Raw genomic sequence first — 19727 nt, forward strand, 5'->3', positions numbered from 1 at the left:
TAAATTCGGGGCCGCTATCAAGGGGCTGATTAAAGAGAATCACTGCGTGAGAAGGCGAATTTGATCCGATTGATCAGTTTGTGTACCAGCAAACGTATTCCGCCTTGGGAGTACACGGTTGCTGCGCGTACCCAAAGCGATTCGAATTGAAGAAAGCGCGTCATGACGTAGGATCTGAGTCGGTTGGTTCGCAACGGACTGATCTTGCGGCGTTTCATGTGCTGATGAACTTGAACGAAGTGCTCGGACCATATGGTCGCCACGTGGGCGACCGAGTGTTTTTTGAAAACATCGTCGTAGGCTTTTGCTGCGATGCTTTCTCGCAGCGTCTTGTCTTCAATCAATCGGCTGATCGCCGAATACCACGCGTCGGAGGTATTGGGCGAAAGAACCCCGGTTTCACCCTGGGCGATTGATCGTTGATAGGGCGGCATGTCCGAATAGACACCTGGCAGGCCGCATGCCGAGTATTCCCTATACTTGTTATTGGTCTTGCAGCGATTCGAGGCATTGTCGATGAGTGGCGCGAGGCCTATCGACCATTGGCGCTCCTGCTTGAAATGCAGGAAGCCCGCATAGTCCGCAGTGTGGGGGAAGAAGCGAATGCGATCGTTGAGCTCAAGATCGTTTGGCGCGGCACCGATAAACTCGAAAACGACCTGCGGGTAGGCTTGAAGAAGAGGGGATATGACAGGCTTGATAATATCCAGATCGTCAGCCCTCGAAGGGCTGCCGGCAAAACCTATTCGCAGTTCGTCAAGCTCGATCTTTCGGGTGGGCTGCAACAAGGAAAAATCGAAGAACGAAGGCAGTATTTCGATCTTTTCATTGAACTGAAATAAAAATTCCGCAAGCAAGTCAGAATTCGTCAGTACTCTGTGAGCGCTTGAAACGGCGATTTCCAGTGTGTGCCGAATCAATGGGTGCTGGTAATACTTGGCGATCGGTGAGTCGCCTTCGATTTTCCAGAAGTTGTCATCGATGTAGTAAATGTAAGGATGATTGGCGTTCTGCAGTTTCTCGATCCACAGTCGCAGGGAAGGATCGCCGCTGCGCACGAACAGTGGAATAGTGGTTTTGCGAATATCCGCTATCGTCAGTTCGGACAGAAACTTCTTCCGGTAGACAACACCATAGGATCGACAGGCGGACAGCATGTGCTCAATCAAATGAGTCGTTGCTATCTCGCCTTCGATAACCATCAGGATATCTATTTTTCCCTTCATCAAGCTGCGACCTTTGACCATTACTGGAGAGCAGCAAACGGGAAGTATTTGGTGCGCTTTTTCATGATGGAATACTGGCTTACTTCATAAAGGGCAACCGGTACATCGGAGTCCCTGACGAAGACACGCAGATACCAATTGGCGTCCAGGTTGGCGGCTGTCGGAAGTTCGAATCGAGTCGGCACCTCGGGATCGATGTCGGCGAGAGGCAGAACGACATGGGCGACAACTTCGTCATTGCTGGAGACGATCTCTACGCCCAGCAGGCCCAGTTGTCCGCGCATCAACGGTCGAACCGCGAGCAACACGCCGCCGAGATTCTCCTGACGAAGCGGCATCAGGTATTCGCGATAAGGAACGTTGCGCAAGTCATCGCCGAGTGTCAGCACGGGCCGAGAAGTCTTGAGCAGGTGTTTTTCCGTAAAGGTTCTGAGCGGCGTGAAGGCCGGGGAAATCGAATTCCACAGCGAGCTTTTGCTCTTGTACAGCGACACCAGCTGCAGGGAGCGCGAGGAGCGATACTCCCGGACTTCCGATTGAAGACTGTCAATGACCTGCAAGGCTTCGTGGCGCGATTGACTGGCCTGGCTCTGCGCAGTGCTGAGTGCCAGGTTCAGATGTTGCACTTCCTGGGCGAGAGGCGATTGAGTCAGCGCTGCTTTCTTCGTCGCCTGCTGGGCGTTGATTACGTCCTGCTGGAGGCGATGCTGTTCGATGTTCCAGGTTTCCTCCTTGGCGCGATACCAGTCGATGATGCCGTTGGCTGCAACGAGTTCGGCTTTGACCAGAGCAATTTTGGCATTGGCAATGGCCGACACTTCCAGGCGTGAGCGCAGCTCCTTGTTTTCCTGCGTCTGATCCAGCAGGGCCTGATGAGCCGCCGAGGTATTGGACTGGGCTTCTGCCAGGCGTTCATGCAGTTCATTGACGAGCAGCAAGGCGTCGACATTGTCGCTTTCAAGTTTGGCGTTCTGTTCGCTCAGGCGGGTGATCTGGTCGCTCAGCTGTTCCTGTTCCAGTTGAGACTTCATCAACCGGGTCTTGCCTTCGTGGATCTGCGCCGAGAGGGCTTCAGCCTTTTCATAGGCACTCATCACCTGCAACCGCAACTGGTGGTTGTCGGCACGGGCTTCATGCAGCAGGCGGTCGGTCAGTGCACGATCCTCGGTCAGCTCGTTGATGCGCCGTTCCAGCAGCGCATCGGTGGTGATCGCCGAGGCCGCCGCAGCGGCTTGTGCTGCCATTGCCTGGGCAGCTGCGGCCGCTGTCGATTGTTCTGCCGCCGCGGCCTGTGCCGCGTTCGTCACTTGTGCCAGTTCGGTTTTCAGGCCCTCGATTCGCTGACGAAGAGCGGCTTCCGACTGAGTGAACTTCTGGATGATTTCGTTTTGCTCGTGCATCTTGAGGTGCCTGATGTAATGAGGTTCATAAGGTTTGAATGCGCTGACGTGATCTTCGTAGCTGACGCCAGGCGAGCATTCATCACCTTTCCAAACGATCAACTGGTACATGATCTGGTCACATACGTTGAATCGCTCGTTACGAAACTTTCTCTTTTGCTCGAGCGGTAGATGCAGGTACTCGGGGAAGTAGAAGAACTCCATGTTGATCAGTCGAATATCGAGACCGGGATTGGAGTTGTCTGACTTTGAAAGTCCCCAGGGGCGCTTTACCGGGTCCGCATAGTCCGCTTCATCCACCGGTGTTTCCGTGTGGTCAGTCCAGAAGCGAGGCGTGTGCTCGTTGAAAATCGTGATGTGGTAAGGGTTGGCGATATTCAGTTTCTGTTCGTTATAGGGGGCGATAATGCATACCTGTGCCCCATGCTTACAGACGCGATAGATTTCGCGCATGGTGAACATCAGATCCCGGGCATGTTCCAGGAAGTGCGACGAGAACAACATATCGACCGAATCATCTTGCAGCGGAATGCCGAGATCGATATCGGCCAGCATATCGACTTCCGGCATCGGGAAACGATCGATGCCGAAAAATCCTTCCTGCTTGCGTTTCCCGCAACCCAGGTCAACGTTCACCACTTCATTCTCTAATGTCATTTATCCAGCGCTCTGCTTAATTGGCTGATCTGACTGCGGGTGGTGTTCAGAGTTGCAAGCAGCATCTGTTCATACGAAGACGCCGAGGTCCTGGACGTGTCGTCGCCGGGCTTTTGTGCAGCTTTGCGGTGCCGGGCGAATTCCTCGAATGCCTGGTTGTACAGATCCACCAGTTCGGAGCGGACGTAGGTCGGGCGGGCAAGGAATTTCATGGATCGCTGCGCACGATCGATGATCTCCAGACGCTGCAATTGTGACAACCGGATGTACTGCGATACGGCTGCTGCCATGGCCTCTGGACTGTCGTCCTGGGCGAGGAAGCCGCTGTAGCGATGTTTGATGATTTCCCCTACGCCGCCGACAATTGTTGAAACAACGGGTATACCCATGGCCATCGCCTGCAACATGGTTTGAGGCATGGACTCATCGGTAGCCGATATCAACAACAAGTCGCACTTATCATAAAACGGTTTTGGATCATCGATAAAACCATGAATGATGAATTTATCTTTATATTGGCTGGCTTCAATTAATGAAGTGCACTCGGCCAGGTATTGATTGTGAAATACCGTGTAGCCGATCAGGTCCAGCGAAACATCGAATCCGGCATCGTTGAGCAGGATTGCCGCCTGAATTGCACCGAGTTGGTTCTTTCGCGGCTGCAGCGTGCCGGAGACAAGAATTCGCAGGGCATTGCCGCTCTTGGCTGCACGGGCGCGATTGGTAGCGAAACTGGTGAAGTAATCGTCTGCGACCGGGCAGACGATACGCCGGGCCGGACTTTTCGACAGGCTCGACCATTTGAAGCCATGAGTCAGCGAGGAGCAGTGGATCGAGTCGGCAAAGTGAACGATGGAGTTGCCGGCGCCCTCATAAAACTGGTGGACACTGGCGCTGCAGGGAATGCCCAGTTGTTTGGCGAGCAGGCTCATGGTCGGTGACCATGTCGCAAAGTGCAGGAAACCGATTCTTTCCGGCTCGAGGCAATTGGACAGATGCCTTGCTGCCGCCTCATCCTGCGGCTGAAACGGACGCTGCGGTTGCGGACTGTCGATATACCCCGAAGGCCATTGCTCTTCGAGCAGGCACGCCCCATTTGTTGCGGCGTCCCAGCGCGCCTTGAAGATCGGGCCGTAGGTCGCATCCTGCGGAACGATGCCGACGACGCGGAAACCCAGCGAAGCCACGAGGCTGGCGTGCCGGATCAGGTGCAGCGTGGCGCCGCCCAGCGCTGTTTCGTGGAAAGCATAGGCAATGGCTTTGTCACCCAGTCTGGAATGCAGGCGAACGGCTTCGCAGCTGGCGAGGAAGTCGTAGAACTGCGACTCGGTGGTATAGCGTGAAAGCACCAGTTCCCGGGCATTTTCCAGCATCTGGTCACGCTTTTGCTGGCCCATTTCGTAGCAATGATTCAGCGCCTGTTCCCAGGCCTCGACCGTGTTTTCGACCTTCACACAACAGGCATCTGGAATGTCGGAGTAGGGCACGGCATCGGTGAAGATGCCGATGGCGCCGGCTGCGACCGACTCCAGCAATTTGACCGGGCTTTTGCTGCGCGCGGCACGGGTGCTGAAGTCCAGGGGAACCAGTGCGATGTCGAAGCTGGTTTCGCTCAGGTCGCGAATATAGCTTTCGTAGACGTGGGTGAACGGTTTGAAGAAAACCGGGCATTCCAGTGCGCCGAATTTCTCCGGATCCAGACCCCAGAAGTGAAACTCCACCGCGTTGGCGTGGGCGCTGGCGAAGTTCGCAAGCGCTTGCCAGAGCTCGCGCAGAATATCCTCGCGAACGGCGCCGGACATGATCGCTACTTTCAGGCGCTTGCCGCGGCTGTAGGTGCGTTTCTGCACGAACCGGGCATGAATGTTGGTATTGAGCCGAACTGTTTTACTGTTGAGCTCGCGCAGATCTTCATTGATTGCATCGCTGTAACCGATGCACGTGTCGACCGACTGGATCTGCTGCGCGATGTTCTGATAGGTCGGTGTGCCAGGCGCAAGAAAGCTGTGTTGGGGGCCGACTTCATGGAAGTGCAGCATGTTGTCGTCCATCAAGTAGGCCAAAGGCATCTTGCCTTTCTGGTTCTTGACGAACTGGCTGCCGGCAACGCCGACAGTGCGATAGAGCACGGTCACATCCACGCCCGCCAGATCGATGACCGGCAGGTCGTTTTCCTTGACGAAAGTGCTGGTGATCGCCCGCTGTTCTGCCAGTTGCGTGAAGTTGTGGATCGTGACATCCACCGATGTCGAATAGTCCGGTTTCACGGTCAACAAGTGCAGCTTGCGTCCTCGAGCGGCCGCCGCGACCGCCATTTCGGAGTCGCTGCAGTAATCATTGAACTTGGTCAGGAACGGCGCGGCTTCCATGCGCCGGTATTCAACGATTTCCGCATCGGTGAACGTATCGGCAAATTGCGAGAGATCGATGACGTCGTAGTCGTTGATTTTTGCAGGGGTCAGCAAGTGATCGCGTGGTATCGCCAGGCTCTTTCTGTACCGCGCGAAGAACAGTGGAATTTCCTTGCCCAGCGAATCGACCAGGTTGGCCCGTACATGTGACGTCACTTCGTCGACCCAGATAAAGTCGGCGTGTTTGGCGAATCGCAACCACAGGTCATAGTCCGAGTAGCGGCGCATCATGACATGCGAGTCATACATGCCTGCAATATCAAACAGGGACTTGTGGTGCATGACCGTGTTGTTGGCAATGTAGTTGCCGTTCATCAACAGGCCGTAGTTGAACGGTCCGCCCAGCTTGCGGGTGGTGATCGACCCGTCGGCGAGGGCGATGTCGACGCTGGCGTTGGCATAGGCCACTGCAGGTCTGGTGCACTTTTCCAGTTGCTCGACACGTACTTGCAGGCTGTGCTCGGTCCACATGTCGTCGTCGAACTGGTAGGCAATGTATTTGCCTTTCGCCCGCAGCGCCGCCTGGTTGACGCGCAATGCCGGCAGGCCGCTGTTCTTGTGGTACGAATGAACAATGATGCGCGGATCTTTCTTCAGGTACTCCTGCAGGACGGCCGCAGAGCCGTCCCGTGAACCGTCGTCGACAATGATCAGTTCAAAGTTTCGGTAACTTTGTGCCAATACACTGTCGATGGATTCCTGCAGCGGCCCGTGGCCGCGGGAATAGGTCGGCAGAATCACCGTGACCTTCGGTTTCGACGGCGCCTTGGAACTGGCATGAATCTTCAGGTCAGAGGAGAAATCACTAAATTTCATGGCTGTTCCAGGGGCTGGTTCTGATGAAGCGCGCTTTGGCGAGTCAGAAGTTTATCTACGGCCGGACGAATTTTGGTCTGATAGAGCCAGTACTCGAACTTGCCGAACAGAAAGGCTGCCGGCAATGCAATCACGGTCATGATCGCAATCGAGGTGTAGAGCTCCACACCGTGAGGTTTGAGGGCCAGGAACAGGCAATAGATAACCGGCATGTGCATCAGGTAGATGCCGTAGGAGTAGTCGCCCAGTTTGATGAGAAATGCAGGAAGTGCTGGCAGTCTGATCAGTGCCAGGATAGCGACGGCGCCCATTGTGCAGATGATGGCGGTATAGCGCAGTTCAGGAAAATATACCGCCTCCAATGCCATGACGAAGAGAGCAGCATAGGCAACCCTGTTTGTCGGCTGGAAAAGCAGGCGCGACAGGAAGAAACCGACGATGAAGTAAATGTTCAGCGTCGAAATAACGATTTCACTCAATGTCGGCATGGCGACACTGGTCTTGATGCCTGCATTGGCAAACCCAAGGATGACCAGCAACCAGGCAAACATGGCAATGTTCAACAGTTGTGGTCTGGCCTTGAAGGCAATCATCGCCAGGAACACCAGCGCGTAGAAAAATACTTCGTAGATCAATGTCCAGTACGGGATCTGGAACGTCCCGTTCAGCGAGCCGACCGGAATCAGCAGCATCGAAAGCGTGCCGCTGTTCAAAACAGGACGGTAACTGGAGAAAACAAGGAAAATCAGCGAGGCAGCAATGGCGGCAATGAAAAAGGCCGGGTAGATGCGCGCGAGTCGATGCGCAGCGAACAGGCTTGGTTTCTTGTCTGTCTGTAAGGCGATGACGAAGCCGGAAATGATGAAAAATACGAAGACGCCGATCGCACCGAAGCTCAGTCGCAAGAAGCCTTGCAGGGAATCGTTATTGATTTGTCCGGAGAAGTACACTGCGTGTTGAATGAAAACCAGCAGTGCAGCAAGCCACCGCAGGGCTTGAATGTTCTTTAAGTTATAGGGGGTCGTCATGTTGGCTCGCTATCCTAGCTGTAAATCTTGGCCGGAAAAGGTTGTGATTTGTTATTGAGCGTTGGTGTGTTCTTCGTTGTAACGCTTGACGATTTCGTCGGTCGGGCCATCCGCGACAATCTGGCCTTTATGCAGCCAAACCGTGCGGGTGCAGAAGTCATTCAACAGGTTGAAGTTATGGGTGGTGAACACCAGGATTTTTCCCTGTTCCATAAACTCGAACATGCGCCGTTTGGCTTTCTCGGCGAAGGAAATGTCGCCGGCGCCCATGACTTCGTCGATCAGCAGGATTTCCGGGTTGATGCTGGTCGACACGGCAAATGCCAGCCGAATGAACATCCCGGAGGAGTAAGTGCGTACCGGGTAGTCGAGAAAGTCGCCGAGCTCAGTGAACGCGGCGATTTCCGGCAGCTTTTCTTCGATGGCATCGGCGGACATGCCCAGCAACAGTCCGCGAATACGGATGTTGTCCCAGCCCGACTGATTCATCTCGAAACCGGTGGCGAACTCGAACATCGGGCAGACGTGCCCTTTGATCGAAACCGATCCTGCGGTGGGCGGATAAATGTCCGCCATGACTTTGAGCAGGGTGCTCTTGCCGGCGCCATTGAGCCCGATCAGCCCGACACGCTCACCATGGTTGATTTCCAGGTTGATGCCTTTGAGCGCTTCGATACGGTAGTTGGTGGCCGTATCGACATTGCGCGTCAGCAACTTGCGCTTGAGCCAGCTTTTCAGTCCCTCTTCACTGCTGAGTGCACCTTCGAAGGTGATGTCGACGTTTTTCAGAATCAGCGATGCACGAGTCATAAGAGGAAAACCACGCGAGAATCAAGCTTGTAGGCGACAAGCAAAGCGGCTACCCAGGTGGCCAGTACATACGCACCGGCGTACAGGTAGTTTTCCGGCAGGGCCAGTTCACCCTGAATGATGGGGTGTCGCACCACGTCGATGAGGTAATAGAGCGGGTTGAACTGGTAGATGAACCCAAGCCCTTTCTCATGGAGCAGTTTGATCGGGAACATGATCGGCGTGATGAAGAACATCATCTGCAGCATGACGGCCATGGCATGGGGGAAGTCGCGAAAACGTGCGCCGAGATAGGCGCTGATCGCGATATGACCCAATGCCGCCATGATCAGCAGGGCCAGCCCCGGAAGAGCGTACAGCCAGCCGAGCGGGGTGATCTCGTTGAAGAACAGTTGCACGGGGATCACGACGGCAATGCCGATCAGCAATACGATCACGCTCGAGATCAGCGTCCTCAGCAGGTAAATCTGCTTTGGATAGGAGAACTGTTTTATGTAGCCCTCGGCCCTGACGAACGTGGCGCTGGCATCGGTGATCGATGCCACGATAAAGCCCCAAAGGGCGAAACCGCAGGCCAGGTAGGGCAGAAACTCGTGAACGGGTTGGCCGAACAGCAGACCGTAGATGAGCCCGACACCGGTCACAAAAAAACCGGTCGTCAGCACGATCCACAGGGGACCGAAGAATGACCGGTGAAATTTTGCCTTGATGTCCTGAACGCCCAGGTAAGTCCAGACGCGCCACATTTTCAATGCGCGCGTGCTATCGATAAACAGCCTCGTGACACTCGTCATTCAGTTCTCGCCTGTTTTTTTCGAAGGCCCATTCTGATGAGGCCGTCGTAACGCTGCTCTTCACTGAAACCGTGTTTGCGGTAGAGGTGAATGGCACGTTCGTTGGTCTCGATGACTTCGAGAAAGACATAGTCCAGATTGAGCGTGTGCCAGCAGATATCCAGCAGTACGCCACAGGCGCGACCGATATGGCCGCGACCCGCCTGATCGGCGTCAACCAGAAAACGACCGACTTCAGCGGTGCGGTTCTGCCAGTCGATGCCGTAGACCGAGGCTTGGCCGACCAGCTTGCCGTCTGCTTCGACGACAAACAGAAAGTCGGTTTCGCTCGGCTGATAGCGCTGATGGAACCAGTTGGCATGCTGCTCGTAAGTGAGAGGCGTCGAAGTTTTGAACCAGACACGCGCCTCGTCCCGGTTTCTCCAGGACAAGGTCTCGTGCAGGTCACTCTCTTCGATCAGGCGAAGGCGCATTGCGCCTTCATCAAACGAGGGGAGTGAGCGCTTCATTTTGCGTAGCGGATCAGCAGTTCGCACACGGTGTCGACGTCGGCACGGGTCAGGCCCAGGTGCATCGGCAGCGACAGGATTTCCTGGCTGGCCTTGGCTGCATTCGGACAGGTGCCGGCACCGAACGAATACATCGAGTACTCGGTGTTGTCGCGGTAGTGCACGCCTGGGTAGATCTGGTGCTCGTTCAGCGCCAGCATCAGAGCATCGCGATCCTTGACGCGGATCTGCAGCAGGTGGGTCGAAGACTCGCAACCTGGTGTTACGTTGACGATGCCGATCTTTGTCTGGCCGGCCAGGTTCTCACGGTACCAGCTGGCCAGTTGACGACGATAGGCGTTGTCCAGGTCCAGATACTTGAGTTGAACCAGACCCATGGCAGCCATGATCGAGTTGCCGTGATATTTGTAGCCCAGCTCTTCAACGTCGTACATCCACTTGTACGCGCCTTGTGCGGCGGTGCGAGCGAAGGTGTCTTTGTTGATGCCCAGCCAGCTCAGCTTGCGAACCCGCTCGTCGTCTTCTTTACTCTTGAAGCAGATCATGCCGGAGTCAGCGGTCGGCAGGTTTTTCACAGCCTGGAAGCTGAACACGACACAGTCGGCTTCTTGACCGACATGCTTGCCGTTGACGCGAGTGCCTGCCATGTGGGCCGCATCGAGGATCAGTTTGATGTCGTGCTCTTTGCAGATCTCGACGATTTTCTGGTACTGGCCGATGTTGCCACCGATGCCAACGAAGATCAGAGCCTTGGTTTTCGGCGTGATGCGCTCGATCACACTTTCCGGGTCGAGGCACAACGACTCGTCGACGTCTGCGAATACTGGCTTCATGCCCGCATACAGAATGGCGTGGTTGGTCGAGATGAAGGTCAGTGGCGTGGTGATGACTTCATCTTCATCGCTCCAGCCGAACTTGGTCTTGTACAGTTCGACGGCCAGGTGCAGGCCAACGGTGTTGGAGCTCAGGAAGTGGGCATTTGGCAAACCGGTATAGGTTTTCCATTCCTCTTCCATGGTCGCGGTCTTGAAGCCGAGACCGGTCCAGCCTTTTTCGAGGCATTCGCGAATGGCGGCGAGGCATTCATCAATACGGAATTTTGGTACAAACAGCTGAATCGACATGGAATGTCCTTATAGGTAGATCAGGCTACAAACTGGGGGTGCCTTACTTACCGATCGAGGTTGTGCAAGAGTTGGGCGTATGGACCTGGATCAATGCGGTGACATCGACACCAGATCGCAATTTTTTTGAGGGTGAATCCGGTCAAGCTGAGTGTCGCGGTGCAAGCAAATATGTGAACTCCATGTCTCGACTCCAGTTAAAGCTGGAGAAAAGTCTTCTCACAGGTGAACGTCTTTTTTGTATTGGCTCTGCTGGCCTCGCAACGTCAGAAACATGTATGCGTTGTTAGGCCCATCCTCAGCATGCGAGCTGCCGAGGCATTGAAAAACTTCGTGAGTTGCCTGCATGCAAAGGTAAAACATCAGCGTTTTTCTTGGGGGGGGCAAGTCGGTTTTCATCACTGTATTCGTGACTTTTTCCAAGGGTGCGTACGGATTTTTCCTACGCTTGGCGCGGCGATGATAACCATTTATTTCGGTCGAGACCATCGTTGGGATCCGATTGGTATCGACTCGCGTTTGGAAACGGATTGCATTGCGCGCAGGCGTGGCGGCAGGTTTGCTTCGTGCCGGTTGTGCTTTTCTGGTGTTCGGAAGTGCTCGTTGAATTATTTTGTAACAAGAATGGGGTAAGGTTTTAAGGGGGTTGGCCGGCTGATCCATCGTCTTGCTGGTGAGGAGTGCGTCCCGTTCTGCTTGAGGTGGAACAGGTTTCCCCGGGCGGCAGGCGCATATAAAGGAAACCAACTTCCGTTCCGTGCGGTCTTTTCAGGACGGGGCGGATCCGAGTTGCCCTTGCAGGGTGTTGGTTATGTCAGAGGTAGGGAGGGGGATGAACAGGTTTATTGTTGTTGCGATGTTGCTGATCCTGGCGGGCTGTACAACCAACAGTAAAACCCATGTCGTTCGTGGCGAAACCGGCGTACGCATCGATTGTTCAGGACTTGGTTCCAGCTGGGGAAAATGCGAAAAGCGGGCGGCTCGCGAGTGTCCGTCAAGGGGGTACAAGGTTGTGGCCAGGTCCAGCGATTCCAAAGAGGACGCCGAGGACTATCCGTTCGGCTGGAACCCGGCCGGATACCTGACACGAACGATGTTTGTGGTCTGCAAACCGTGAAAAATCCTGCTGGGACGGGTTTGGCGTTCTTCGGCGTCGGGCTGGCAATCGGTGCGGCTCCGGGGTCCATAAAGTTGAACTTGTGCGTTCGTCAATACTCAGGCTGTTCAAAATCTTCAGCGCATGCTAAAACCCTTTGTAGCGCTTACCTAGCTGCTTGAAAAAGAAGGGAAAAACATGACGAAGTCGGAGTTGATCGAACGAATTGTCACCCATCAAGGGCTGCTCTCATCCAAAGATGTGGAGTTGGCCATCAAGACCATGCTTGAGCAAATGTCCCAATGCCTTGCTACCGGTGATCGCATAGAGATCCGCGGGTTTGGTAGCTTCTCCCTGCACTATCGCGCGCCGCGTGTTGGTCGGAACCCTAAAACCGGGCAATCCGTCAGTCTTGACGGTAAATTCGTCCCACATTTCAAGCCGGGCAAGGAGTTGCGGGACCGCGTAAACGAGGAAGAGGAGGGCGAGCTTTGATTTCGTCGAGATTTCGGAGCGTCGGTCATGCGTAACTTCAAGCGTGTAGGGTTCTTTGTATTTTTCCTGTTATTGATCCTGATGCTGCTGGCATTTGTCCTTGAGAATCAACAATCGGTCTCGTTGCTGTTTCTGGGATGGGCGGGGCCCCAGTTGCCTGTCTCTTTGATTGTGGTGCTGGCATTGCTGGTGGGCATGATACTTGGCCCGCTTATAAGGGGTATTCTACGTCTCGTGCCGCGTGGTTCACGCAAGCGACCTGTTTAAGGTCGATGCCCTTCAGACGTGTGTATGAAATTGCACAGCAGCTTGTCCATATCCATTAGTAAATCTTCCGGTAAACTGTAAAATGCTACGCCGTTCCGATGGTGGTTATCCCTGTCGGTGCAGGCTGTTTCTATCGAAAGCCTCCGCAAAGTTGATGGCTTTTGCATTCATGGATCAGGCAGGGCCCGGTTGGCGGTCCTCTCAGTAACTCAAGGGTATGGTTTCGCGTGAAAATTCTAGTCACCGGCGGTGCAGGTTTTATCGGTTCGGCAGTCATCCGACACATCATTTCCAATACCACCGACTCCGTTGTCAATGTCGATAAGCTCACCTATGCCGGCAACCTTGAGTCGCTCGCCGAAGTCAGCCTGGATCCGCGTTACGCATTCGAGCGAGTCGATATCTGTGATCGTGATCAGATCGACCGTGTTCTGCGTGAACATCAGCCAGATGCCATCATGCACCTGGCGGCCGAATCCCACGTCGATCGTTCCATTTCCGGCCCGTCCGAGTTTATCCAGACCAACATCATCGGCACTTACGTCCTTCTCGAAGCGGCCCGTCACTATTGGGCGGCCCTCGATGAAAAGCGCAAGGCCGCTTTCCGTTTTCACCATATCTCCACTGACGAAGTTTACGGAGACCTTGAAGGTCCCGAAGATCTCTTCACGGAAACCACACCGTATCAGCCAAGTTCGCCTTACTCGGCCAGCAAGGCCAGCTCCGACCACCTGGTTCGCGCCTGGGCTCGTACCTACGGCCTGCCAACGCTCGTTACCAACTGCTCGAACAACTACGGCCCTTGTCACTTCCCCGAGAAACTGATCCCGTTGATCATTCTCAACGCGCTGGAAGGCAAGCCGCTGCCTGTTTACGGCAAGGGTAACCAGGTGCGTGACTGGCTTTACGTCGAAGATCACGCGCGCGCCCTGTACAAGGTCGTGACCGAGGGCGTTATCGGCGAGACCTATAACATTGGCGGCCACAACGAAAAGCAGAACATCGAAGTGGTGAATACCCTTTGCGCCCTGCTTGACGAACTGCGTCCTGACTCCGCTCACCGTCCGCATGCCAGCCTGATCACCTATGTTCAGGATCGTCCGGGACACGATCAGCGTTACGCGATCGACGCCAGTAAAATCCAGCGTGAGCTGGGCTGGACGCCCGAGGAGACCTTTGACAGTGGAATCCGGAAAACGGTCGAGTGGTATTTGAGCAATACTGAGTGGGTCGCTCACGTGAAGAGCGGCAGCTACCAACAGTGGATTGACCAGAACTACGCAGGTCGTTCGACAAAGGCATGAGAATCCTCCTTCTAGGAAAAAATGGCCAGGTGGGCTGGGAGCTGCAACGCTCCCTGGCGCCACTGGGCGAGCTGTTGTCCCTTGATCGTCACACGGTAGATGGATTGTGCGGTGATCTCGCCGATCTGGACGGCCTGCGCGCGACCATTCGCTCCGTCAAGCCGGATGTGATTGTCAATGCGGCCGCCTACACTGCCGTAGACAAGGCCGAATCCGAGTCTGAGTGCGAGCTGGTGGATCTGGTGAACGTCAAGGCGGTTCAGGTCATTGCCGAGGAGGCGTCCATCCTGGGTGCATGGCTGGTTCACTATTCAACCGACTACGTTTTCAGCGGAGAGGGCACGGTGCCTTGGCTGGAGGGCGATGTGGTTGCTCCGGTCAATCACTACGGCGCCAGCAAGTTTGCAGGCGAAGAGGCAGTCGTCGCGTCCGGCTGCAAGTACCTGATTTTTCGTGCGAGCTGGATCTACAGTGCTCGCGGCAACAACTTCGCCAAGACCATGCTTCGCCTGGCGAGAGAGCGTGAAACACTGAGTGTGATCGACGATCAGATCGGCGCGCCGACCGGTGCGGATCTGATCGCCGATGTCACTGCACACGCCATTCGTCAGGTGTTGCAGCGCCCGGATCTGGCAGGCGTCTATCACCTGGCGGCGGCGGGTGAGGTGTCATGGCATGGCTATGCCCGACATGTTGTCGAAGTGGCGAAAGCGCATGGCGAGACGCTGGCGGTGATGTCGATCAATCCGATTGAAACGACAGCTTATCCGACGCCTGCGCGTCGTCCCCGGAATTCGCGATTGAATACCCGGAAGCTGCGTGACAATTTTTCTCTACACTTGCCGGATTGGCAAAGTGGTGTAACCCGAATGCTTATGGAAGTTCTGAATAAATGACCACGACAAATCGTAAAGGCATCATCCTCGCTGGCGGCTCGGGCACTCGTCTGCATCCGTTGACCCTTGGTGTTTCCAAGCAGATGTTGCCGATTTACGACAAGCCGATGATCTTCTATCCGTTGTCGGTACTGATGCTGGCCGGCATGCGTGAAATCCTGATTATCTCCACGCCGGAAGATCTGCCATGCTTCAAGAAGCTGCTGGGTGACGGCAGCCTGTACGGTATCAAGTTGAGCTATGCCGAACAGCCTTCTCCGGATGGTCTGGCGCAGGCGTTCATCATCGGCGAAGAGTTCATCGGCAAGGACCCTTGCTGCCTGATTCTGGGCGACAACATCTTTTACGGTCAGCACTTCTCGGACAATCTGCGTTCTGCCAGTGCCCAGGCATCCGGTGCCACCGTGTTTGGCTATCACGTTTCCGATCCGGAGCGTTTCGGTGTTGTCGAGTTCGACAAGACGGGCCAGGCGCTGAGTATTGAAGAGAAACCGCTGAAGCCGAAGTCCAACTACGCTGTTACCGGCTTGTACTTCTACGACAACGATGTGGTCAAGATCGCCAAGGGCATCAAGCCATCGGAGCGCGGAGAGCTGGAAATCACCGACGTCAACCGTGCCTATCTCGAGCAGAAGACGCTAAAGGTGGAGATGTTGGGTCGTGGTTTTGCGTGGCTCGACACCGGTACGCATGACTCGCTGCTTGAGGCCAGTCACTTCGTTCATACGATCGAGCAGCGTCAGGGCTTGAAAGTGGCATGTCTCGAAGAGATCGCCTATCACAATGGCTGGATCACTGCCGAGCAGCTGTCCGCTCAGGCCGACGCGTTGAAGAAAACCGGATACGGGCAATACCTGCAGAAACTGCTGGATTCACCTGCTGACTGATTGGAAAGTCGTTTTCCTTTCAATGCTGCGTTCAACCGGTAAGCAGGATAGGCATGCCAGTAAACCCTCCTAAAGTTGCCGTGTTGCTGGCGGCCTACAACGGCATGCAATGGATCGAGGAGCAACTTTGCTCGATCCTTTCTCAGACAGGCGTTGATGTGACTATTCACATCAGCGTCGATCCCTCCAGTGATGGCACCGAATCCTGGTGCGCATCGTTCGCCGCTCGGCATTCGAATGTCGTTCTGTTGCCGTCGGCAGGGCGTTTCGGAGGAGCATCGCGCAATTTCTTTCGTTTGATGCGTGATGTCGAGCTGGGCGCCTACGATTATGTCGCTTTCGCCGATCAGGACGACGTATGGCGTCTCGACAAGCTGGAGCGTGCCTGCCGTTTGTTGCACCGGCAGAGTGCGGATGCCTACTCGAGCAATGTGTCGGCTTTCTGGCCTGATGGTCGCACTCACTTGCTGGACAAGGCTCAGGCTCAAGTCGAATGGGATTATCTGTTCGAGGCTGCCGGCCCTGGCTGCACTTATGTTTTCACTCGGTCATTGGCAGGTGCAATCAAGGCGTCGATGGTTGCCAACTGGCAGGCGTTGCAGGAGGTCAGTCTGCATGACTGGTATTGCTACGCATTTGCCCGTAGTCATCGGTATTCATGGGTGATCGATCCTGATTCAACCCTGCAATACCGGCAGCATGAGCGCAATCAGGTCGGGGCCAACACCGGGCTCGGTTCATTGGTTGTCCGGTACAAGAAGATCCACAACGGTTGGTGGTTTTCCCAGGCTCGACTGATCGCCTTGCTGGTGGGAAAGGAGCAGGATCCCTTCGTTCGTGGCTGGCAGGATTTGCGACGCTGGCAGTTACTGAAGCTGTCCCTGAGTGCCTGCAAGTGCCGGCGCAGGGGCAGGGACAAGTTGTTCTTTTTCATCGTGTGCTGGCTGACCGCGCTGGTTGGAAACAAGGCTGAATGAACGTGCCAAGAGTGTTGGTAACCGGCGCCCGAGGATTTGTCGGTGAGGCGGTGGTTTTCAGGTTGCTGCTTGATCGGCGAGTGGTTCCGGTGGCTGCCGCCAGGGGCGAGACGCGTCTCAAGGGCTTGTGTCCGATTGTGTCGCTGGAGCTCGGCGATCAAACTGCGCTTCCCGAGATGAACGGCATTGACGTCATTGTGCATGCTGCTGCGCGGGTGCACGTGATGGACGACTCGGCCTCTGATCCGCTGGAGGAATATCGGCGGGTGAATGTCGATGGCACCGTCCAGCTGGCGCAGAAGGCAGCGGCGGCAGGCGTCAAACGGTTCATTTTCATTAGCAGTATCAAGGTTAATGGCGAGCAGACCGAGCCTGATCGGCCATTCACTGCGCTGGATCGGCCCATGCCGAAAGACCCGTATGGCGTTTCCAAGCTGGAGGCGGAACTTGCCTTGCAAAAGCTCGCTCAGGAGACCGGCATGGAAGTGGTCGTCATCCGGCCGCCGCTGGTGTACGGGCCGGGAGTCCGGGCAAACTTTCTCAGCATGATGCGCTGGCTCGATAAAGGCGTGCCGTTGCCGTTTGGTGCGATCGATAATTGTCGAAGTCTGGTTTCGCTCACTAATCTTGTCGATCTCGTGGTGACCTGTATCGATCACCCGGGGGCTGCGGGGCAGGTGTTTCTTGTCAGTGATGGCGAGGATCTGTCGACGACTACGCTCTTGAAAGGCATGGCGCGTGCGCTCGGGAAAAAAGCGGCACTGGTGCCGTTCCCTGCGGGATTGCTGACATGGCCTGCCAGGTTGCTTGGAAAAGGAGCGTTGGCTCAGAGGCTCTGTGGCTCTTTGCAAGTCGATATCAGGCATACCCGAGAGGTGTTGGGTTGGACACCTCCCTCTAGGGTGGAGAGGGCATTGCGCCAGACCGCTGACTACTACCTGGATACCAAGAACAGATGATTTTCTGGAGTATTTTGCTTGTCGTTTTTCTCCTGTCCTGGGGGTTGACGCTGGTCTTGCGGCGTTACGCGCTGGCCAGAAGCCTGATGGATGTGCCGAATGAGCGCAGTTCCCATTCGATTCCAACGCCCAGGGGAGGCGGTGTTGCGATTGTGGTGGCATTTGCCCTGGCTTTGCCGCTGCTGGTCTCGGCAGGGCTTTTCGAGCAGGCCGCGATGATCGGTATTCTGGGCGCCGGATTGCTGGTCGCGGTGATTGGCTTTGCCGATGATCACGGACATATCGCTGCCCGTTGGCGTCTGCTTGGGCACTTTATTGCTGCCGGCTGGGCGTTGTTCTGGATCAAGGGGCTGGCGCCTGTCTCATTGTTTGGAGCGCTGGTTGACCTGCGATTGCTTGGCGAGCTGCTTGCCGTGATCTATCTGGTGTGGATGCTCAATCTCTATAATTTCATGGATGGCATTGACGGCCTGGCCAGTGCTGAAGCCATCAGTGTCTGTCTGGCGGTCTGCGTGGTTTACGCATGGTGCGGCCATCCCGACTTGATCGGGGGCGCGCTGGTTCTGGCTGCGGCTGTCGCCGGTTTTCTTTGCTGGAATTTCCCGCCTGCGCGGATCTTCATGGGGGATGCGGGTAGCGGGTTTCTCGGCATGGTGCTGGGAGTCATGGCGCTTCAAGCGGCGTGGGAGAAGCCGGAGCTGCTGTGGAGTTGGTTGATTCTGTTGGGTGTTTTCATTGTCGATGCTACCTGGACGCTGGTCCGGCGGTTGCTAAGGGGCGACAAGGTGTATCAGGCTCACCGTAGTCATGCCTATCAGCATGCCGCGCAACGCACTTCGAGTCATCTGGCCGTTACATCGGCTGTGGTGGTGATCAACGTGGTCTGGTTGTTGCCATGGGCGTTGCTGGCTGGAACCGGCGTTGTGCCAGGTGTTCTGGGCTGTATGATCGCCTATGTGCCGCTGGCATTTATCGCCTGGAAGTACAGGGCTGGCCTGGCAGCGTAAATCGCCGTACTGACGGGCGCGGGCCCGTCAGTCGTCCGCTTAGATCTTGTTCATCAGCGTAGCGACGATCAGGCTGATGTTGCCTTTGAGTGTCTGGCGGTGGACTCCGCTTTTCCGCATCCGGTAAAGCCGTGCCGGCAGGCTGCTGCGTCGAGCGGTTTCGAACAGCTCCAGTACCTGCCTGTTTCTGTCGGTCAACCGGTCGCGAACGGTATGCAGGATACTGAGGTTCTGGGTACTCCACTGGCTGAAGCGTCCCGTGAACATTTTGCGCAGTCGCAGGATCTGGTTTTTCAGGTCGGCGTTGGCGCCGATCAGATTCCCTTCATGCTGACGGTAATGGAGAGAGGGGGTCGGGTCGTAGATTACCCGTCCGCCGCAGCCGGTGACCAGCAGGTAGGTCAGCCAGTCATGTGCGACGACCGGAGCGTCATCGGCTACTCGCAGCAAAAGTGCGCGGGCCGCATTATTGATCAGCATTGTGTTGGCGCCGGCGATGCTTTGAACCAGTGCGTTCTCGAAGCAAGGCGTTCGCAGAAACAGAGGTGAATAGCCGATAGGCTCGAGGCTTGAATTGACCAGTGCAGTTCGAGAGCAGTACAGGGCGGGGGTATTCCCTTCTTCAGGCAGCAAGTCGAGACTTCGGCTAAGTTTGTTTTTAAACCATATATCGTCTTGGTCGCTGAAACAGAAATAGTCGGCAATGATTGAAGGGTTTTTCACAAGCGACAGAAAGTTTCTGGCAAACCCCTTTCGAGGTCCCTGCAGAATGACCAGTCGCTCATTGCCCAGTCGAAGTTGGTAGTCTTTCAATATATCCAGTGTTTCGTCAGACGAACCGTCATCCGAGACGTAGATTGCCCAGTTCTGATGGGACTGTTCAATAAATGAATCGAGTTGCTCTTTTAGAAAGCGCGCGCCGTTATAGGTACACACCAGAATTGCAATTTTCTTGTTGTTTTGATCAAGCGTACCGGGTGCTGAAGAGTGCTGTGTTTCAGGGTTTGATTCTTGGTTCGGCTTGTCCATGAATTTGATCTCTGGCTCCCTGATCATGCAGCGAT

Annotated in this window: 18 protein-coding genes; 9 read left to right on the forward strand and 9 right to left on the reverse strand. The window is 55.3% G+C overall.

The genetic code is table 11. The annotated features are described in order from the left end of the window. Positions 1–29: 29 nt before the first annotated feature. From CAF76_RS13275 to CAF76_RS13310, 8 genes are read right to left on the reverse strand one after another with little or no spacing between them, the layout of a single operon-like run. On the reverse strand, positions 30–1202 hold the full coding sequence (locus CAF76_RS13275) for a glycosyltransferase (protein ID WP_158090458.1): 1173 nt from the start codon (positions 1200–1202) through the stop codon (positions 30–32). Between the two features lie 44 nt (positions 1203–1246). Next, positions 1247–3283, reverse strand: coding sequence for a methyltransferase domain-containing protein (locus CAF76_RS13280; protein WP_085647512.1), 2037 nt, complete (start codon positions 3281–3283; stop codon positions 1247–1249). Then, a complete protein-coding gene (locus CAF76_RS13285; protein WP_085647514.1) occupies positions 3280–6510 on the reverse strand; it encodes a glycosyltransferase in 3231 nt (1076 codons plus the stop codon). Before CAF76_RS13285 ends, CAF76_RS13280 begins: the two co-directional genes overlap by 4 nt. After that, on the reverse strand, positions 6507–7538 hold the full coding sequence (locus CAF76_RS13290) for an acyltransferase (RefSeq protein WP_085647516.1): 1032 nt from the start codon (positions 7536–7538) through the stop codon (positions 6507–6509). Before CAF76_RS13290 ends, CAF76_RS13285 begins: the two co-directional genes overlap by 4 nt. A 51-nt stretch (positions 7539–7589) precedes the next feature. After that, on the reverse strand, positions 7590–8348 hold the full coding sequence (locus tag CAF76_RS13295; RefSeq protein WP_085647518.1) for an ABC transporter ATP-binding protein: 759 nt from the start codon (positions 8346–8348) through the stop codon (positions 7590–7592). Continuing rightward, on the reverse strand, positions 8345–9142 hold the full coding sequence (locus CAF76_RS13300; protein ID WP_085647520.1) for an ABC transporter permease: 798 nt from the start codon (positions 9140–9142) through the stop codon (positions 8345–8347). Before CAF76_RS13300 ends, CAF76_RS13295 begins: the two co-directional genes overlap by 4 nt. After that, positions 9139–9615 (reverse strand): GNAT family N-acetyltransferase, encoded by a 477-nt coding sequence (locus CAF76_RS13305; protein ID WP_218190799.1) that lies wholly within the window; start codon positions 9613–9615, stop codon positions 9139–9141. The genes CAF76_RS13300 and CAF76_RS13305 overlap by 4 nt, the downstream gene beginning before the upstream one ends. A 32-nt stretch (positions 9616–9647) precedes the next feature. Next, positions 9648–10775, reverse strand: a complete 1128-nt coding sequence (locus CAF76_RS13310) for a DegT/DnrJ/EryC1/StrS aminotransferase family protein (protein WP_085647522.1) — start codon at positions 10773–10775, stop codon at positions 9648–9650. Positions 10776–11607: 832 nt separating this feature from the next. On the opposite strand from CAF76_RS13310, the gene CAF76_RS13320 reads away from it, so the two are divergent. The 9 genes from CAF76_RS13320 to CAF76_RS13360 all read left to right on the forward strand — a co-directional run bounded on the left by CAF76_RS13320 (position 11608) and on the right by CAF76_RS13360 (position 18663). Next, positions 11608–11892 carry a hypothetical protein gene (locus CAF76_RS13320; RefSeq protein WP_085647526.1) on the forward strand — a complete coding sequence of 95 codons (285 nt, stop codon included), beginning with the start codon at positions 11608–11610 and terminating at the stop codon, positions 11890–11892. A 177-nt stretch (positions 11893–12069) separates the two neighbouring features. After that, on the forward strand, positions 12070–12366 hold the full coding sequence (gene ihfB, locus CAF76_RS13325) for an integration host factor subunit beta (protein ID WP_011335356.1): 297 nt from the start codon (positions 12070–12072) through the stop codon (positions 12364–12366). Between the two features lie 27 nt (positions 12367–12393). Further along, complete coding sequence (locus CAF76_RS13330) at positions 12394–12633, forward strand: lipopolysaccharide assembly protein LapA domain-containing protein (protein WP_085647528.1); 240 nt, start codon at positions 12394–12396, stop codon at positions 12631–12633. 227 nt (positions 12634–12860) lie between these two features. Next, positions 12861–13937 carry a dTDP-glucose 4,6-dehydratase gene (gene rfbB, locus CAF76_RS13335; RefSeq protein WP_085647530.1) on the forward strand — a complete coding sequence of 359 codons (1077 nt, stop codon included), beginning with the start codon at positions 12861–12863 and terminating at the stop codon, positions 13935–13937. After that, entirely contained in the window at positions 13934–14833 is a 900-nt protein-coding gene (rfbD, locus tag CAF76_RS13340; RefSeq protein ID WP_085647532.1) for a dTDP-4-dehydrorhamnose reductase, read from the forward strand. Before rfbB ends, rfbD begins: the two co-directional genes overlap by 4 nt. Then, positions 14830–15720 (forward strand): glucose-1-phosphate thymidylyltransferase RfbA, encoded by an 891-nt coding sequence (gene rfbA / locus CAF76_RS13345; RefSeq protein ID WP_085647533.1) that lies wholly within the window; start codon positions 14830–14832, stop codon positions 15718–15720. The genes rfbD and rfbA overlap by 4 nt, the downstream gene beginning before the upstream one ends. 53 nt (positions 15721–15773) lie before the next feature. Next, positions 15774–16697 (forward strand): glycosyltransferase, encoded by a 924-nt coding sequence (locus tag CAF76_RS13350; protein WP_085647535.1) that lies wholly within the window; start codon positions 15774–15776, stop codon positions 16695–16697. Beyond that, complete coding sequence (locus CAF76_RS13355; RefSeq protein WP_085647537.1) at positions 16694–17656, forward strand: SDR family oxidoreductase; 963 nt, start codon at positions 16694–16696, stop codon at positions 17654–17656. The genes CAF76_RS13350 and CAF76_RS13355 overlap by 4 nt, the downstream gene beginning before the upstream one ends. After that, on the forward strand, positions 17653–18663 hold the full coding sequence (locus tag CAF76_RS13360) for a glycosyltransferase family 4 protein (RefSeq protein ID WP_085647538.1): 1011 nt from the start codon (positions 17653–17655) through the stop codon (positions 18661–18663). Before CAF76_RS13355 ends, CAF76_RS13360 begins: the two co-directional genes overlap by 4 nt. A 39-nt stretch (positions 18664–18702) precedes the next feature. Here the strand turns inward: CAF76_RS13360 and CAF76_RS13365 are convergent, their stop codons facing one another. Beyond that, on the reverse strand, positions 18703–19692 hold the full coding sequence (locus CAF76_RS13365; protein WP_085647620.1) for a glycosyltransferase family 2 protein: 990 nt from the start codon (positions 19690–19692) through the stop codon (positions 18703–18705). Between the last annotated feature and the right edge of the window lie 35 nt (positions 19693–19727).

The organism is Pseudomonas sp. B40(2017), assembly GCF_002112855.1.
In the GTDB taxonomy this organism is placed as follows: Bacteria; Pseudomonadota; Gammaproteobacteria; order Pseudomonadales; family Pseudomonadaceae; genus Aquipseudomonas; species Aquipseudomonas pharyngis.

Excerpts from the sequence above, each read along its gene's own strand:
- ihfB (WP_011335356.1), top strand. The coding sequence starts at position 12,070 with ATGACGAAGTCGGAGTTGATCGAACGAATTGTCACCCATCAAGGGCTG.
- rfbA (WP_085647533.1), top strand. The coding sequence starts at position 14,830 with ATGACCACGACAAATCGTAAAGGCATCATCCTCGCTGGCGGCTCGGGC.
- CAF76_RS13305 (WP_218190799.1), bottom strand. The coding sequence starts at position 9,615 with ATGCGCCTTCGCCTGATCGAAGAGAGTGACCTGCACGAGACCTTGTCC.
- CAF76_RS13280 (WP_085647512.1), bottom strand. The coding sequence starts at position 3,283 with ATGACATTAGAGAATGAAGTGGTGAACGTTGACCTGGGTTGCGGGAAA.
- CAF76_RS13360 (WP_085647538.1), top strand. The coding sequence starts at position 17,653 with ATGATTTTCTGGAGTATTTTGCTTGTCGTTTTTCTCCTGTCCTGGGGG.
- CAF76_RS13355 (WP_085647537.1), top strand. The coding sequence starts at position 16,694 with ATGAACGTGCCAAGAGTGTTGGTAACCGGCGCCCGAGGATTTGTCGGT.
- CAF76_RS13300 (WP_085647520.1), bottom strand. The coding sequence starts at position 9,142 with ATGACGAGTGTCACGAGGCTGTTTATCGATAGCACGCGCGCATTGAAA.
- CAF76_RS13350 (WP_085647535.1), top strand. The coding sequence starts at position 15,774 with ATGCCAGTAAACCCTCCTAAAGTTGCCGTGTTGCTGGCGGCCTACAAC.
- CAF76_RS13310 (WP_085647522.1), bottom strand. The coding sequence starts at position 10,775 with ATGTCGATTCAGCTGTTTGTACCAAAATTCCGTATTGATGAATGCCTC.
- CAF76_RS13330 (WP_085647528.1), top strand. The coding sequence starts at position 12,394 with ATGCGTAACTTCAAGCGTGTAGGGTTCTTTGTATTTTTCCTGTTATTG.
- CAF76_RS13275 (WP_158090458.1), bottom strand. The coding sequence starts at position 1,202 with ATGGTTATCGAAGGCGAGATAGCAACGACTCATTTGATTGAGCACATG.
- CAF76_RS13365 (WP_085647620.1), bottom strand. The coding sequence starts at position 19,692 with ATGGACAAGCCGAACCAAGAATCAAACCCTGAAACACAGCACTCTTCA.
- CAF76_RS13320 (WP_085647526.1), top strand. The coding sequence starts at position 11,608 with ATGAACAGGTTTATTGTTGTTGCGATGTTGCTGATCCTGGCGGGCTGT.
- CAF76_RS13290 (WP_085647516.1), bottom strand. The coding sequence starts at position 7,538 with ATGACGACCCCCTATAACTTAAAGAACATTCAAGCCCTGCGGTGGCTT.
- CAF76_RS13295 (WP_085647518.1), bottom strand. The coding sequence starts at position 8,348 with ATGACTCGTGCATCGCTGATTCTGAAAAACGTCGACATCACCTTCGAA.
- rfbD (WP_085647532.1), top strand. The coding sequence starts at position 13,934 with ATGAGAATCCTCCTTCTAGGAAAAAATGGCCAGGTGGGCTGGGAGCTG.
- CAF76_RS13285 (WP_085647514.1), bottom strand. The coding sequence starts at position 6,510 with ATGAAATTTAGTGATTTCTCCTCTGACCTGAAGATTCATGCCAGTTCC.